The organism is Streptomyces sp. NPDC012637, assembly GCF_042954805.1.
In the GTDB taxonomy this organism is placed as follows: Bacteria; Actinomycetota; Actinomycetes; order Streptomycetales; family Streptomycetaceae; genus Streptomyces.
Genome location: NZ_JBIBDS010000006.1, coordinates 96020 through 111979 on the forward strand (window position 1 = coordinate 96020; position 15960 = coordinate 111979).

General features: G+C 71.1%; 13 protein-coding genes. 9 read left to right on the plus strand and 4 right to left on the minus strand.

Annotated elements, in window-relative coordinates; translation table 11 throughout:
* Positions 1-209: 209 nt before the first annotated feature.
* The gene (locus ACFY8W_RS23620) at positions 210-3023 is read right to left on the minus strand and encodes a heavy metal translocating P-type ATPase (RefSeq protein ID WP_391108521.1); all 2814 of its coding nucleotides are present in this window, start codon (positions 3021-3023) and stop codon (positions 210-212) included.
* 402 nt (positions 3024-3425) lie between these two features.
* Here ACFY8W_RS23620 and ACFY8W_RS23625 point away from each other — a divergent pair, with 402 nt between their 5' ends.
* The 6 genes from ACFY8W_RS23625 (at position 3426) to ACFY8W_RS23650 (ending at position 9810) form a co-directional block, all read left to right on the plus strand.
* Positions 3426-3842 (plus strand): hypothetical protein, encoded by a 417-nt coding sequence (locus ACFY8W_RS23625; protein ID WP_391108523.1) that lies wholly within the window; start codon positions 3426-3428, stop codon positions 3840-3842.
* Positions 3843-4119: 277 nt separating this feature from the next.
* Positions 4120-4893, plus strand: coding sequence for a hypothetical protein (locus ACFY8W_RS23630; protein WP_391108525.1), 774 nt, complete (start codon positions 4120-4122; stop codon positions 4891-4893).
* 508 nt (positions 4894-5401) lie between these two features.
* On the plus strand, positions 5402-7810 hold the full coding sequence (locus ACFY8W_RS23635; protein ID WP_391108528.1) for a molybdopterin-dependent oxidoreductase: 2409 nt from the start codon (positions 5402-5404) through the stop codon (positions 7808-7810).
* Positions 7811-8016: 206 nt separating this feature from the next.
* A complete protein-coding gene (locus ACFY8W_RS23640; RefSeq protein ID WP_391108530.1) occupies positions 8017-8460 on the plus strand; it encodes an NAD(P)H-dependent oxidoreductase in 444 nt (147 codons plus the stop codon).
* A 37-nt stretch (positions 8461-8497) separates the two neighbouring features.
* Positions 8498-8809, plus strand: coding sequence for an SDR family oxidoreductase (locus ACFY8W_RS23645; RefSeq protein WP_391108532.1), 312 nt, complete (start codon positions 8498-8500; stop codon positions 8807-8809).
* A complete protein-coding gene (locus ACFY8W_RS23650; RefSeq protein WP_391108534.1) occupies positions 8809-9810 on the plus strand; it encodes a PHP domain-containing protein in 1002 nt (333 codons plus the stop codon). Before ACFY8W_RS23645 ends, ACFY8W_RS23650 begins: the two co-directional genes overlap by 1 nt.
* 30 nt (positions 9811-9840) lie before the next feature.
* On the opposite strand, the gene ACFY8W_RS23655 is transcribed toward ACFY8W_RS23650, so the two are convergent.
* A complete protein-coding gene (locus ACFY8W_RS23655; protein WP_391108537.1) occupies positions 9841-10830 on the minus strand; it encodes an NAD(P)H-dependent oxidoreductase in 990 nt (329 codons plus the stop codon).
* Between the two features lie 169 nt (positions 10831-10999).
* Here ACFY8W_RS23655 and sigJ point away from each other — a divergent pair, with 169 nt between their 5' ends.
* On the plus strand, positions 11000-11965 hold the full coding sequence (gene sigJ / locus ACFY8W_RS23660; RefSeq protein ID WP_391108539.1) for an RNA polymerase sigma factor SigJ: 966 nt from the start codon (positions 11000-11002) through the stop codon (positions 11963-11965).
* A 277-nt stretch (positions 11966-12242) separates the two neighbouring features.
* Here sigJ and ACFY8W_RS23665 read toward each other — a convergent pair whose 3' ends face one another.
* Positions 12243-12647 (minus strand): Rid family hydrolase, encoded by a 405-nt coding sequence (locus ACFY8W_RS23665; RefSeq protein WP_391108542.1) that lies wholly within the window; start codon positions 12645-12647, stop codon positions 12243-12245.
* A 421-nt stretch (positions 12648-13068) separates the two neighbouring features.
* Here ACFY8W_RS23665 and ACFY8W_RS23670 point away from each other — a divergent pair, with 421 nt between their 5' ends.
* Positions 13069-13410 (plus strand): DUF5713 family protein, encoded by a 342-nt coding sequence (locus ACFY8W_RS23670; protein WP_391108545.1) that lies wholly within the window; start codon positions 13069-13071, stop codon positions 13408-13410.
* 25 nt (positions 13411-13435) lie between these two features.
* Here ACFY8W_RS23670 and ACFY8W_RS23675 read toward each other — a convergent pair whose 3' ends face one another.
* On the minus strand, positions 13436-13681 hold the full coding sequence (locus ACFY8W_RS23675) for a hypothetical protein (protein WP_391108548.1): 246 nt from the start codon (positions 13679-13681) through the stop codon (positions 13436-13438).
* Positions 13682-14267: 586 nt separating this feature from the next.
* Here ACFY8W_RS23675 and ACFY8W_RS23680 point away from each other — a divergent pair.
* A complete protein-coding gene (locus ACFY8W_RS23680; protein WP_391108550.1) occupies positions 14268-15443 on the plus strand; it encodes an alcohol dehydrogenase catalytic domain-containing protein in 1176 nt (391 codons plus the stop codon).
* The last annotated feature ends 517 nt before the right edge of the window (positions 15444-15960 follow it).

A 15960-nucleotide genomic window follows, 5' to 3' on the forward strand; every position in this document is an offset into this window, starting at 1 on the left:
AAAGGAACATGGCCTCCCTGTGGCCGACGGTCCGGCTCCCGAGGCTGGGAACGGTGGACTCATCGCCGACGAGCCCGACGACCCGGCTCCCCGACGACCCGGCTCCCCGGCTACCCGGCCACCCCGACGACGGGAGCTGTTGCCAGGAGGACGGGGCTCGGAGGCGTACAGGATCCGCACGAAGGCCATGGCGATTCCTTCGCATCGGCTCAGCTTGGGGCGCGAGTGGTGTAGCGGTCGGGGTCCGCGTCGAAGGCCTCGGCACACTGCGCGGAGCAGAAGTGGAGGGTGCCGGCCTGGACCTCCCGGTGTTCGGGGGCGGTCCTGGGTTCGACCCTCATGCCGCACACCGGGTCGACGGCCGTCTCCTCCGCGCCGGCCCCGTCGTCGCCGCGAGCGGCCCGATCGGCCGCGGACTCGACTTCGGGCCGCCGCTGAACCACCTCGGTCTCCGGCAGCGGCACGGCTCGCCAACGGCGAAGCCTGGAGGCGTTGGTGACGACGGACAGGGAGGAGAGGGCCATGGCCACGGCGGCGATGATCGGGCTGAGCCGGATCCCCCACAGGGGATAGAGGGCACCGGCCGCGATGGGGACACCGACGGCGTTGTAGACGAGGGCGAAGAAGAGGTTCTGCTTGATGTTGCGCATGGTGGCGCGGGACAGGCGGATGGCGGTGACGACTCCGGCGAGGGAGCCGGAGATGAGGGTGATGTCGGCGGCCTCGATGGCGACGTCGGTACCGGTACCGATCGCCAGGCCGACGTCGGCCCGGGCGAGAGCGGGCGCGTCGTTGATGCCGTCGCCGACCATGCCGACGGTGTGCCCCTCGTTCTGGAGCCGTCGGATCTCGTCGGCCTTGTGCTCGGGCAGCACTTCGGCCAGCACCCGGGTGATGCCGACCTGTCCCGCGATGGCGGCGGCGGTGCGGGCGTTGTCGCCGGTGATCATGACCACGTCGACGCCCAGGTGACGAAGGGCGGCGACCGCTCGGGCGGAGTCTTCCTTCAGGGGATCGGCGACGGCGAGCACGCCGGCCGGGCGGCCGTCGATCGCGGCGTGGACGGGAGTCTTGCCGGCCACGGACAGGCCCCTGGCGACGGGGTCGAGGGCGGCGGTGCCGACGCCGGCGTCGTGCAGGAGGCGGGCGGCGCCGACCAGGACGGTGTGCCCGTCGACTTCGGCGCGGACGCCCTTGCCGGTGATCGAGTCGAAGCCGGTCACGGTGGGCGGGTGGACGCCGTCGCCGTGAGCCCGGTCGCCGTGAGCGCCGTGAGCGGCTTCGTCGCGGGCTCCTTCGCCGTGGGCGCCGCGCTCCTGGGCATGGCGCTCGCGAGCGCCGGCGACGATCGCCTGGCCGAGGGGGTGCTCGCTGTCGGCCTCGACGGCGGCGACCAGGCGCAGGAGTTCGGCTTCGGTCACGTCCTCGACGGGCCGTACGTCGGTGAGGACGGGCCGCCCTGCGGTGACGGTGCCCGTCTTGTCGAGGACGACCGTGTCGAGCCTGTGGGCGGTCTCCAGGGCCTCGGCGGAGCGGATGAGAATGCCCGCCTGGGCTCCCTTGCCCGTGCCGACCATCACCGACAGCGGGGTGGCCAGGCCGAGGGCGCAGGGGCAGGCGATGATCAGGACGGCGACGGCGGAGACCAGGGCGAGAGTGAGCTCGGGAGAGGGCCCGACGGTGTACCAGAGGGCGAACGTCGCGACGGCGATGGCGATGACCACCGGGACGAAATAGGCGGAGATCGCGTCGGCGAGACGCTGGATCGGCGCCTTCGACGCCTGGGCGGCCCGTACCAGGCGGATGATCTGGGCCAGCATCGTGTCGCTGCCGACCTTGGTGGCCCGCACCCGCAGCGAGCCGGTGGTGTTGACGGTGGCGCCGACGACCGCGTCCCCGGCGTGTTTGGTCACCGGCATCGGCTCGCCCGTCACCATGGACTCGTCCACGGCGGACGAGCCGGACAGCACCTCGGCGTCGACCGGGATCTTCTCTCCCGGCCGGATGACGATCTCGTCCCCGACGGCCACGTCTTCGATGGGGATCTCGGTCTCGGCGCCGTCGCGGACGACGCGTGCGGTACGGGCCTGCAGGCCGATCAGGGCGCGGATGGCCTCGCCGGTACCGGCCTTGGCCCGGGCCTCAAGGAGACGCCCCAGCAGGATCAGGGTGAGGATCACACCGACGGCCTCGAAGTAGACCTCCCGTACGTCCTCGGGAAGCAGCCCCGGGGCGACGGTGACGAACAGGCTGAACACGTACGCCGCGCTCGTACCCAGGGTGATCAGGGAGTTCATGTCCGCCGACCGGTGCCGCAGCGCCGCCCAGCCGATGGAGTGCACGGGCCACCCCGTGTACACCATCACCGGAGTGATCAGGGCCAGCTGGACCCAGTGGTCCAGCATCCAGCCCGGCACCCAGTCGGCGCCGAACAGTTCGTGCGCCATCACGGCGAACAGCACCGGCGCGGTGAGCACCGCCCCGACCACGACACGGCGGGTCAGGTCCTTGATCTCCGCCTGCCGCTCCGCGACGTCCGCGTCCTCCGCGGCCGTGGTGTCCTCGTGCTGCGCGGCGGTGGTGTCCTCGTGCTGCTCGGCGGCCGTGGACGCGGTCGGTGGGGCGGGCGGGGCTTCGCCCGGGCCGTCGGCGGGTTCGACCACCAGCGTGCCGTGGATCATGTTCATACCGCAGGCGAAGCCGAAGGTGCCCGACCGGTCAGGGTTCAGCCGCACGGTGGTCCTGGTGTGTGCGGGCAGCCCTGCCCCGACCCTCAGATCGGGGAAGACGACGCGCGAGGTGCATTCACCCGCTTCCCGCCGGTCGAACACCAGGTCCAGCGGCACCCCCTCCCGCACCTTGATCAGACTCGGGCTGTAGCCGCCCCGCACGGTCACGTCGACCCGCTGCACCCCGCCCTCGAGCCGGGCGGTGCCGGCCTTGCGCGGGCCGAAGAAGTACCAGCCCAGCGCGGCGATCAGTCCTGCGGCGACGACGACCACGACCACGTCCGCGACGGTCATGAGGACTCGCCTCCTCGCGTGCGTTCTGTCCTTCCACCTTCGCGCGCGGTATCCGCCCCGGCCACCCCGCCGGAGCAGGGCTGTCAGGACTCCGGCACGGGACCGTTCAGACCATCCTTGCGCGGTGCCGCGGCCGGACGATGACAGGGAAGAAGGCGGCCCGTGACGAAGCAGACCATGAGGTCTGCATGCCATCGCCGTGGCCGTGGCCGTGGCCGTGGCCGTGGCCGTGGCCGTGGCCGTGGCGAGTGTCCGACAGGGCGGACCGCGAACCGCGTACCTCTCCCCCGCCGCCTGCGAGGCCCGGCAGTTCCGCTGCTCATGCGCCCGTCCGGAGCGGCGGAGCCTATACGCGGGCACCCGAGTGCCGGTCACGCCGCGCCCCATGGATATCATCGCGCCGTGCTCATGGAACCCACGGCGGCGAGGAAGCCCCGCACGCGACGTGCGGTCTCGCGGTGGTTCCGTGTGCTGTGGCTGGGAGCGCTGCTGATCGGGCTCCTGTACGCGCACGGTCTCCACGCCGACGGCATCGCGGAACATGCCGCACCGGGCAGCATCGCCGCGGCGGCCGCCCCCGGCCATCCTGAGCACGTTCCGGCGTCGGGCGACGGCCACGACACGGACGGGGAGTCGGCCCATGCCGTACGGGACTGCGCGACCGGCCAGCCCACCGAGGCCGTCGACGTTCCTCCGCCTGCCCTGTCGTCCTTGAGCGGCGAGCCGCTGCTCTCCCGTCTCGCGCACAGCGATTCACGGGCCGCCGTCGAGCGGCCCGTGACGACCGGTGGCTCCTCAGCGGTGGTCCTGCGCATTTAGCCGACACCCGGCTCGACCGCGTCGCTCCCGTCGACACCGGCGCCCGGCTCGACCGCGTCGCTCCCGTCGACACCGCGTCCGGCCCGACCGCATCGACCGCGTCGCTGTCCTCGACGCCGGCATCCCCGTCCCAGGCCTGCCCAGGCCCCTTCGCCGCTGCCCTCATCGTCGTCCCGTCGAAGGACCACGATTCGGCGTTCCGGCTTTCCCGACCTCACGCCCGCAGGGCGGCGAGGTGGTTCGCCGCGCGCTCTCCTACCTGCTGGAAGGCACACCCTTGTCCGTTCTCACCGACCGGTCCGCCCCGCACCACCCCACGCCGCGCCCCGCACCAGGGGGACGCGGCACAACCGGACGCTCCGCGCGGTCCCGCCGCCGCAAGCGCCACACGCCCCTGGCCGGCCGCTACATCGGCTACGTCCTGTACTTCGTCGGCGCCGGCCTCATCAGCGGTGCCGTGGTCCACCACCCGCTCGACCCCGCCCGTTACACGGCGGTCGGTCTCGCCGGCGTGGGTGTCTTCCTGATCGCCACACTGGTCAACGAGTTCCTGCTCGCCCAGGACCGGCCGCCGCTCGGCCGCGGGCTGGTGGTGATCGGCGCCTCGCTGCTGCTCTCGTTCGGCATCGGCATGCTCAGCGGCGGGCTCCAGCACTTCGACGACTTCCCGGCCCGGGGCGCGGTGCTCGTCCCGCTGGGCGTCGTGGTGTCGTACGTGGCGTTCGTCATCAAAGACCCCGACACGCCGGCACGGCGCCTCCTCAGTCCCCTGGGCCTGGCGGTTCTGCTCCTGGCGGGCGGCGGATACTTCGGCCTGAGCGCCCTCGCGGCGGGCATGGGCGGCGCGTCCGCCGAAGGCGGCGGGCACAGCCACGGCGGCGGTGCACCGGAGAGCGACGAACACCGCACCCAGCCCGAGACCGCCACGCCGGACAACGGTTCCGCCACTCCGAGCGACGCACCGAGCGCGGGAACGGGCGGGGGCGGCGAAGGCTCGGACGCCGTAGAGCCCCCCGGCCACGCCGACACCGACGACGGCCACGCCCACTGAGCTCCGCTCCGGGCCCGGACACGGGTTCGCGGGCGCCCCTGCCGGATCGCGGCGGGGGCGCCGGCTCCCGGACAGGACAGCCACGGCCGTGCCGCACGCGGCGTCCCCGGCGCGAAGGCCCGGCCGGATGCCGGAAGCCGCAGGGGGCGGGCGTAGGCGATCATGATCGCCTACGCCCCCGTGCCGTTCGGTGTGCAGCGCCCGGTCGAGCTGGATGCCCGCGGTGACGAAGGTTCCTCCCTCCGGCGCCGGGGAGCCCCTCGGTACGGGTGTGCCGAGAGGCCGCGAAACGGTCGCAGTGAGGTGGGTGGCGCGGAGAAGCGGACGCGGCCATCGCTCGTTGCTGTTCCGGCGGGCGACTGATGCCGGCTCAGGCATGCCTGCTCACGGCGCCTGCTCGGCGTCGCCCATGTCGCGCCTGGCGCGAACCGTGTCAGGGAGTGCGCTCCGGGTACGCGCCCGGCGAGGGTTCGGCGCCGACGGCGCCGCACGGTGAAGAGGAGCGGCTGTGAGACGTCATCCGGCGGGCGTGCCCGGCGATCGGATCGCCGACCCGTGGGGGGACCGCACTCCCTACGGCCAGGGCGGGGAGTGGCCCGCGCGCACGGACTCCTGTCTGGCCGACGGGGTGTCCGAGGAGCAGGTCGACGCGTGGGTGCGAGCGGCTTCGCTCCTGCATTCCGACGGTGACGCGATGGACATCGCCGTCCGGGACGGACGGATCGTCGGGGTCCGTGGCCGGTCCGGCGACCGGGTCAACCGGGGCCGGCTGGAGCCGAAGGACCTGTACGCCTGGCAGGCCAACGGCTCCGCGGACCGGCTGACCCGGCCGCTGGTCCGCGAGGGCGGACGCCTCGTCGCGAGCGACTGGCCCACGGCGATGGGCCGCATCACCGCCCGCTCGCGGGAGCTCATCAGCACCCACGGGCCGGAGGCGATCGCGTTCTACACCTCCGGGCAACTCTTCCTGGAGGAGTACTACACGCTCGCCGTCCTCGCCCGTGCCGGAATCGGCACCCCTCATCTGGACGGCAACACCCGCTTGTGCACGGCGACGGCGGCGCAGGCGTTGAAGGAGTCCTTCGGCAGCGACGGCCAGCCCGGCTCGTACGAGGACATCGACCACGCGGACGCGATCGCCCTGCTCGGACACAACATCGCCGAGACCCAGGCCGTCCAGTGGATGCGCATCCTGGACCGGCTCGACGGGCCCGACCCGCCCCGTCTGTTGTGCGTCGACCCGCGGCTCACCCCCACGGCGCGCCGGGCGACCGTGCACCTCGCGCCCCGCCTCGGCACCAATGTGGCATTGCTCAACGCGCTGCTCCACGAGGTGGTCCGGAACGGCTGGACCGACCCCGGGTTCATCGCCCGGCACACGGTCGGCTTCGACACCCTGCGCGAGCAGGTCGAAGCGTGTACGCCCCGGTGGGCCGCCGGCGTCTGCGACGTTCCGGCGGCCGCGATCGAGGAGGCCGCCGAGCTGCTCGGCACCGCCGAACGGCTGGTGTCCACCGTGCTGCAGGGGTTCTACCAGTCCAACCAGGCGACGGCCGCAGCCGTCCAGGTCAACAACCTGCACCTGGTCCGCGGCATGCTCGGCCGTCCCGGGGCGGGCGTGCTCCAGATGAACGGGCAGCCCACCGCGGAGAACACCCGCGAGTGCGGAGCCGACGGGGACCTGCCGGGCTTCCGCAACTGGCAGAACGAGGACCACGTGGCCGACCTCGCGCGGGTCTGGAACGTGGAACCGTCGGCCATCCCCCACGACGGACCGCCCACGCACGCCATGGAGATCTTCCGGCTGGCGGAGCAGGGCTCGGTGCGGCTGCTGTGGATCAGCGCCACCAACCCGGCCGTGTCCCTGCCCGAACTCCCGCGGATCCGCTCCGTCCTCGCCCAGGACGGTCTGTTCACGGTCGTCCAGGACCTGTTCCTGACCGAGACCGCGCAGTTCGCGGACGTGGTGCTGCCCGCGGCGACGTGGGGCGAGAAGACGGGCACCTTCACCAACGCCGACCGCACCGTCCACCTGTCCGAGAAGGCGGTGGACCCGCCCGGTGAGGCCCGGCCGGACCTGGACGTCTTCCTCGACTACGCGGCCCGCATGGGCTTCGAGGACAAGGACGGCGGCCCGCTGGTCCACTGGAGGGGCCCCGAGGAGGCTTTCGAAGCCTGGAAGCGGTGCAGCGCCGGACGGCCCTGCGACTACACCGGCCTGAGCTACGAGAAGCTGCGCGGCCCGAGCGGCATCCAGTGGCCGTGCACCGCACAGGCTCCCGCAGGCACGGACCGCCTCTACGAGGACGGCGCGGCCTGGGCCCACCCGGACCTGTGCGAGACGTACGGCAAGGACCTGGTGACCGGCGAGCCGCTGGGCGAGGACTGGTACCGGTCCGTCAATCCCGCCGGCAAGGCCCTCATCAGGCCCGCTCCCTACGTCCCGCCGAAGGAGTGGCCGGACGGGAACCACCCCTTCCAGCTGACCACCGGACGCACCCTCTACCACTTCCACACCCGCACCAAGACAGGACGGGTGCCCCGGCTCGCGGACGCGGCCCCGGACGTGTGGGTGGAGATCGCCGACGCCGACGCGGCCCGCCTCGGTCTGGCCGAAGGCGACCTCGTCGAGGTCAGCACACGGTGCGGCAGGCTGCACGGACGGCTGCGTGTCGGCGGCTCGGTCCGTCCGGGTGTCCTCTTCGTACCTTTCCACTACGGGTACTGGGACACCCCGGCCGGCAGCGCCCCGGCCCCCGGGCATCCGGGGCGTGCGGCGAACGAGCTGATCGCCACCCTCTGGGACCCCGTCTCCAAACAGCCGCAGTTCAAGACCGCCGCAGCCGCCCTGACCCTCGTGGAACGGGCCGACGGCTCCGCCGGCTCCGGCGCCGCACCCCAGGCACCGGTTCGATGAGGCGTCAACGAGGTGGTCTCGACGCTCGGGCGGAGTTCGGCCGCCAAGTCCCGTTCCGATCATGCACAGGGCCGCATCGGTGAGGTCGGCGTCGGCCTGAAGGCGCGCTCCATGGTGCACCTGGCCAAGCGGCTGCTGCGGTCGACGGCCCCGGCCCCGGCCCCGGCGGACGGGATAGGGCACGACCATCGGGGTAGCCGGGTCACATGGACACCACCACCGAGACCACCCCGCTGCGCGCCGTCTCGCTGGTCTGCACGCTTTCGCCGTCGCCGAAGCTGTCGAGCTCGCAGTTGCTGGCGGAGCAGACCACGGCTGCCCTGGCCGGTCACGGCGTCACCGGCAAGGTGATCCGGATCGCCGACCACGACGTCAAGCCGGGCGTCGAGGTCGACATGGGGGACGGCGACGCCTGGCCGGAGATCCGCGACACGATCCTGGGCTGCGACATCCTGATCCTGTCCACACCGATCTGGCGCGGCCACCCCTCCAGCATCACCCGGCGGGTCCTGGAACGCCTCGACGCGGAGCTAGGTCGTTTCTTTCGGATCAGGGCCGGAAAGGCCGCGGCCACGACCCGGACCCTCGCCGCGAACACCGCGCACCTCGCGCGCCGCCTCAAGAGCGCCCCGTACCCGCCCTCTTCCTGACCGCCGCCACACGCGACCGAACCGGAAGGAGGCCGCGATGTCCTCCCCCGACCAGGTCCGCCAGGACCACGCGACGACGGGTTCCGCGATCGGCTCCTCCACCCACGGCCTCGCCCGGATGCTCTCCGGGCGCGGTATCCGCGCCGACGCCGTGGCGCCGGGACCGGTGCGTACCCCGCTGGTCCCGGCGGCGATCCCCGGCCCGACGAAGTCCGGCGAGCAGTCGCCGTCGGGCCGCCCGGCCCGGCCGGCGGAGATGGCACCCGCGTACGCCTTTCCCGCCTCCGGCCAGGCCTGCCACGTCACCGTCGAGATCGTCGACGCCCCCGGCGGAAGGACGCTTCCGTGATGACCCCCGACGAGGCCCTGCGCCGGATCGCCTTCCTCCTCGAATGGCGCGGGGCGTCCCCGTACCGGGTACGGGCCTTCCACACGGCGGCCGACGCCGTCCACGACCTGCCACCGGGCCCCGTGGACGCCTCGCAGGCCGCACGACTGCACGGGGTCGGCCCGGTCACCGCCGAAGTGATCGCCCAGGCGTCGACCGGCGCGGTACCGCGCTACCTCACCCGCCTGCAGGCCGAAGCCGACCCCGAGGCCCACGCGGGCTGGGACCTCGCGGCCGCGAGCACCGGGGACTGCCACCTGCACTCCGACTGGTCGGACGGCGGCAGCCCGCTCGAGGACATGGCCGCCGCGGCCGGCGCCCTGGGCCACCAGTGGGCCGTTCTCACGGATCACTCGCCGCGGCTGACGATCGCCCACGGCCTGAGCAGGGAACGGCTCGAAGACCAGTTGGAGGCCGTGGCCGCCGTGAACTCCAGGATGGGCCCGGACTTCCGGCTGCTCACCGGCATCGAGTGCGACATCCTCGACGACGGCTCCCTCGACCAGGACGAGGACCTGCTCGGCCGGCTCGACATCGTCGTGGCGTCCGTACACTCCAGGCTCCGCTCGGAACCCGAGCCCATGACCGCCCGCATGGTGGCCGCCGTCCGCAACCCGCACGTCGACGTCCTGGGCCACTGCACGGGACGGATCGTCACCGGCCGGGGGCGCCCCCAGTCCCGCTTCGACGCCGAGGCCGTGTTCGCCGCGTGCGCGGAGGCGGATACGGCGGTGGAGATCAACTGCCGGCCGGAACGGCGGGACCCGCCTGACGACCTGCTCCTGCGGGCTGCCGCCGCGGGCTGCCGCTTCGCCGTGGACACCGACGCCCACGCCCCCGAACAGCTCCACTGGCAGAGCACGGGATACGCGCGCGCCGCCCGAATCGGCCTGGGAGCGGACCGGTTGATCACGACCTGGCCGCTCGGCCGGCTGCTGAGCAGCAGAAGCGGCTCGCCGTGAGCCACCCGCCTTCCGTGCGGCCGGTGGACGTTACGGCTCGAGGTCGACGACCCCCTTGCCGCCCAGGATGTCCAGCGGCACGGAGACCTGGTCGTGCGTCACCAGCCATTCGCCGTCGATCTTCCGGAAGCAGAAGGTGACCCGGACCCACATGCCGCCCGCCGCCGTCCCATTGGGCAGCGTGCCACCGAGGCGGCCGAAGCCGTGGGTGAACGCCACGTCTTCGCCCACCGTGGGCGTCAGGTCGCGCACCTCGTAGGTCACCTCCTGGAAGAAGGTGAACACGTTCGCCCAGTTCTTGAGCTTCGCGTCGATCCCCACGTGCTGGAGCGGCGGATCGATGTCGAAGGACACGACGTCCGTCGAGTAGAGCCGCCTCAGACCCTCGAGGTCCTTGGCCCGGATCGCGTCGACGATCCCGTCGACGCGGCGGCGGATCGCGGCTTCGTCCGTCTCGCGCTGTGTGGGGGTGGCCGTCGTTCCTTCCGTGCTCTGGGCGACGACGCGGTCCAGCAGTGTGTCGAGGGCGCTGACGTGGTGGGCGCCCGGCGTGAGTGTCGCGTGGTCCTCGAAGTCCGTGTGCAGGGACAGCGAGACCTGCGGGGTCACGGCACCCATCTGGAGGAGCTCACACAGTGCCCGCAGCTGCCGGGCCGCATGGGCGCCGCCGCCGGCGCCGTAGGAGACGAACCCGACGGCCTTGTGGGTCCACTCCGCGTACAGGTAGTCGATGGCGTTCTTGAGCACGCCGGGGATGGAGGCGTTGTACTCGGGGGTGACCATGACGAATCCGTCGAAGCGGGCGATGGTGTCAGCCCATGTCCGCGTGTGCCGGTGCTGGTACCGCCCGGCGAGCGCGGGCAGCGGCTCGTCCAGATGCGGCAGCGGGTGGTCGCGCAGGTCGATCACCTCGAACGCGGCGTCGCCACGGCGGGCCGCCCGCTCGTGGACCCACCGGGCGACCTGGTCGCCCTTGCGGCCGGGGCGGGTGCTGCCGATGAGTATGCCGATCCTGGTCATCACTGTCTCCTGAGGTGTCCCACCCGGGTTCTCCGGGCCGTTGGCGTCTCTGAGCGGTATGACGAGACGACTCCACGGAACGTCAGGGAGGGTCGAAGACCTGACAATCGGACGGGCTGTCTCGTCGTACCGCCGAGGGACGATCCGAGAACTGGGAGCCACCGGAACCATGACCGATCACGCGAAGTCACGGCACGACGAGTCCGACGCAGGCCTGGACGCGATCATCAGCGAGCGGCGCCGGCTGATCGGTCTCGCCTACCGGCTCCTGGGTTCCCTGGCCGAGGCCGAGGACGCGGTCCAGGAGACCTACACCCGCTGGTACGCCATGTCCCGACGACAGCAGGACGCCATCGAGTCCCCCGGCGCCTGGCTGACGACGGTCGCCACCCGCGTGTGCCTGGACCTCCTCGGCTCGGCGCGCGTCCGGCGCGAACGTTACATGGGCGAATGGATCCCGGAGCCGCTGGCCGAGCGGACCGACTGGATCAGCGGGCGCCCAGGCACCGCCGCGACCGATCCGGCGGACCCGGCCGACCGGGTCACACTCGACGAGTCGGTGAGCATGGCGTTTCTCGTCGCCCTCGAAGCCATGACCCCGGCTCAGCGCGTCGCGCTCATCCTGCACGATGTCTTCGGGTACCCGTTCGCCGAGATCGGCGGCATCACCGGCCGCACCCCGGCGGCGTGCCGCGAACTGGCCTCCGCCGCCCGGCGCCGCGTCCGCGCCTCCCTGCCGCCCGCGGCCCCGGCGGCCCACCAGACGGGCCTCGTCAGGGACTTCAAGGAGGCCTGGGACGCGCAGGACATCAACGCCCTCGTCAGACTCCTCGCCCCCGGCGCGACGTTCACGGCGGACGGCGGCGGCGTGGTCGCCGCCGCGCTCCACCCGATCGAGGGCGGCGAAGGGATCGCGCGCTACCTCACGGGCCTCGCCGTCCGGGCGTCCGGCGGCCTGACGGTCCTGGAGCGCACGGTCAACGGCCGTGCCGGTCTGGTGATCGAACACGAAGGCGTCACCGTGGCCGTGTACGCGTTCGACGTCACGGACAACCACATCACGCACATCTGGGCAGTGCGCAACCCCGACAAACTCCGCCCGTGGACTGCGGGCCGCTCGACCTCGCGTTCGTGACGGAGGTGGAGTCGGCGACGGTCAGCGAGTCAGGCCCGTTGTCGGTTCGATGCGAGCCGCTGCGACGTCTCCGAGGTCCTTGCGGCGTCGGGGATTTGCCGGCGGATAAGGGCAGACTGGCAGTCGGAGCCCTGCGACTATCAGTACCTGGCGGCTGATCCGGCGAGCCGGATGCTCCACTCGCCGCATCGACACCATTGCCCAAGCCGTCCACACGCTGCTGACCTGCAACTATCCAGGATGAAAGAGGCCGAAGGAATCAGGCCGGCCTCCTCACCTATGGCTTCACATCGAGACGCACGAGCGCGCCGATCTCCACGAGTTGGTCCGGCAGTGCCAAGTCGGAAACGCCCATGACCGTGCTGGCGGGCCGGTGCTCCCCGAAGTACTCGGCGTGGAGGCGTGCTGTCGTGTCGAAGTTCTCCCGCAGGTTCCTCACCAGAACCGTGGTCTCCACTATCCGGCTGCGCTCGGCCCCGAACTGCCTCAGCACCAGGTCCAGATTCTCCAGCGTGGTGCGGACCTGCAGTTCGAAGTCGCCGACACCCACGAAGTTGCCGTGACGGTCATGAGACAACTGTCCCGACACATAGACCGTGTCACCGACCTGAGTGGCCTGGCTGTACCCGTACAACGACTCCCACGGCATTCCGAACCCGAATGCCTTCACCTGAGAACTCATGACTCACTCCCTTGATACAGCGCGCGGAACCGTCAGTTGCAGACAGGCCCCTTGCGCGTAGAAGTTACGGGTCCGTACAAACGATGCTTGTCTGGTAGCGCCTTCCAAGTGTTCTCTGCGCGCCCGCATTCGCGGGTCTCGGCCGCTGTCCGGCATATCTACACCTGTAACGACGCCTGGTAGTAGTCACGGATGCTTGCAGCCGTGCGCTTTCGGCGCTCGACGAGGAGGATCTGCCCGCGGTACGGCGGCGAAGCGGGAGCGTCGATCACCGCCACATTGTCACTGGCCACACCGACACGGCGCTGGGGCCTGCTGTGAAAGTCCTGGTCGCGTGAGGTTTGGCGTCCATGGGAGCGTCGTTGTCAGTGGTGCTGTGCATGATCGGCGCGTCAGCTTTTCGCGGAGGTAGGGAAGTGCCATGCCGATCACAAACCAGCAGGTAGCGGGACACGCGTTCCTGCAGCAGATGTACGACGACCCGTACTTCCCCGATCACGTGGTCGACCGGGGGAAGGCGATCCTGCTGCGGCTGTGCGAGCGCATCGAGGCCGAGCGGCCGTCGGACCTGGACAGCTTGTATGCACTCACCCAGGCTGCGACGGAGGAATTCAACCTGCTGGACAAGGAGTTCGTGGCGGCCGGAAGCGAGATCGAGACGGTGGCGCGGGAGTGCATCTGCGACGAGTTCTGCTTCGTCGCGTCGGCATACGAGTTCACGGAAGCAGGCGCAGAGGAGTTGACCGCCGGCCGGGACTGGTGAACCAGGACCGGACAGCCACCTCCGTTCAAAGCCACTCGTTGATGGACGCGACGAGCCCGGTCGCCTCGTAGCGGACGGCGAGCTTGTCGTACCGGGGGGCGACGACGCGGTGCCTCTTGAGTCGGTTGATCCCGCACTCGACCGCGTGGCGCTCGCGATAGTCGGCGGGGGCGAAATGCGGCGGCCGACCGCCGCGTGAGCCGCGCGTCCGGCGGTTGCGTGCCTGGTCGGCCTTGTCCGGGATGGTGCAGGGGATTCCACGTCGGCTCAAGTGGGCGGGGTTTCTGCGGGAGACGTACGCCTTGTCGGCCCGCACGCGGTCGGGCCGGACGCGTGGCCGGCCCGGCCCGATGCGGGCACGCGGACCTTCTCCAGCACCGATTCGAACTGCGGCGAGGCCCCGCGCTGTCCTGCCGTCACCACGATCGACATGGGCTTCTGACCCTGCTCGCCCGCCAAGTGCAACGTGGTGGTGAACCCGCCGCGCGAGCGCCCCAGTCCATGATCATGCGACTCGGTGAAGATGCCGCCCGGTGGCTCCTTCCGCAGGTCACCCCTCTTGCGGGCCCCGGCTGCATGCTGATGGGCACGGCACACCGTGGAATCGACGCTCGAAGCCACTGATCGGTCGGTGCGTGGTTGTTTCGCCTCGGGGCCGACGGGTACCCGCACGGCAGGCCGCCGGAGCACCGAGACTCCCTTGGGCGGGCCGGCGGCGGAAGCACCGTTCCCCTCACCCAAGGTGAACGGCTCCCAGAGGCGCGCCGGAGTCACGGCCCGCGTCGCCGCACTTGCGAGAGTCGGGTTCTCTGTGCCTTCCACACCACCGCCGTGCCGCAACGTCAAGGGAAGTCATCATGAAGGCAGCGGTATACGAAGGACCGCGAACGGTGAAAGTGAAGGACGTACCGGACGCGAAGATCGAGCACCCCTGCGACATCATCGTCAAGATCACCACTACCAACATCTGCGGTTCGGACCTGCACATGTACGAGGGCCGAACCTCGTTCGAGTCCGGCCGCGCAATGGGGCACGAGAACATGGGCCAGGTGGTGGAGGTCGGCTCGGCTGTCCGCAAGGTCCAGGTCGGCGACTATGTGGTCCTGCCCTTCAACATCGCCTGCGGTTTCTGCAAGCAGTGCGAGCAGGGTCTGACCAACTACTGCCTGACCATGCAGCCGGACCCCGCCCTCGCGGGAGCCGCCTACGGCTTCGCCGACATGGGCCCCTACCAGGGCGGCCAGGCGGAGCTGCTGCGCGTGCCCTACGGCGACTTCAACGCGCTGCGTCTGGGCGAGGACGCCGCCGAGCGGCAGACCGACTACGTGATGCTCGCCGACATCTTCCCCACCGGCTATCACGCCACCGAGATGGCGCACGTCAAGCCGGGCGACCAGACCATCGTCTTCGGGGCCGGTCCCGTCGGGCTGATGGCTGCCTACTCCGCTCTCCTCAAGGGCGCCGGCCGTGTCTGGGTGGCCGACCACCAGCCCGACCGGCTGCTCAAGGCTGAGGAGATCGGGGCCATCCCGGTCAACACCGCCGAGCAGAACCCGGCGGAGGTCGTCAAGGAGGCCACCCTTGGTCTGGGCGCCGACAACGGCTGCGAATGCGTCGGCTACCAGGCCCACGACGCCCAGGGACACGAGGACGCCAGCCTCACGCTCAACGGCCTGATCGACTCGGTCAGGTTCACGGGCGACATCGGTGTGGTGGGCGTGTTCCTGCCCGAGGACCCCGGCGGCGCGGAGGCCCAGGGCAAGCTGGAGGCCCAGGGCAAGGTCCCGATCGACTTCGGCATGATGTGGTTCAAGGGCCAGTGCATGGGCACGGGGCAGGCGCCGGTGAAGAAGTACAACCGGGCGCTGCGGGATCTGATCGCCGGCGGGAAGGCGAAGCCGAGCTTCGTCGTCTCGCACGAGCTCAGCCTGGACGAGGCCCCCACCGCCTACGAGCACTTCGACGCCCGTGACGAGGGCTGGACCAAGGTGGTCCTGCATCCGAACGGACACGGGAACGGCCACAAGCGGTAGGAGACCCGAGGTGCTGTCCCCCTGCTTCCCCTGGTACGCCCCGCGGTCGAAGGCTGGCGGGCGGCCACCGGATCGGCCTCTTCGCCTGCGGTTGGCGGGCTGGTCGGCGGACTGCGGAATCACTGCCCGCCGTTCCCTCGCCGACGCAGACGCGTTCGGATTGCACGCGACGAGCAGCCTTGTCGGCCAGACACCCGGCCTGGTCCTGGGTCGGCCGAGCGGCCGCGTCATCCGTAAACGGACCATGATCTCGGGGAACGCGGGCGCGTCAGCGGCCTGCCCGGGAGTGAAGACGAACGCGAGCGGCCGACGGCGGTTGTCCGTAGCCCCGCGAGTAAACAGCCCCTTCGACACAACGTCTGCCAGATGTCGTAGGAGGGGCTGTGCCATGGTCGACTCCGGTGTGCAGCCCGACGTTGCCCGAACAATCCCCGCCACGGACAAAGCCTAGGACTTGTCCGGCCGATCATGTGCGGAGCTAGATCGCGACGGTTGCCGCGGTGGCGGTGCCACCTCG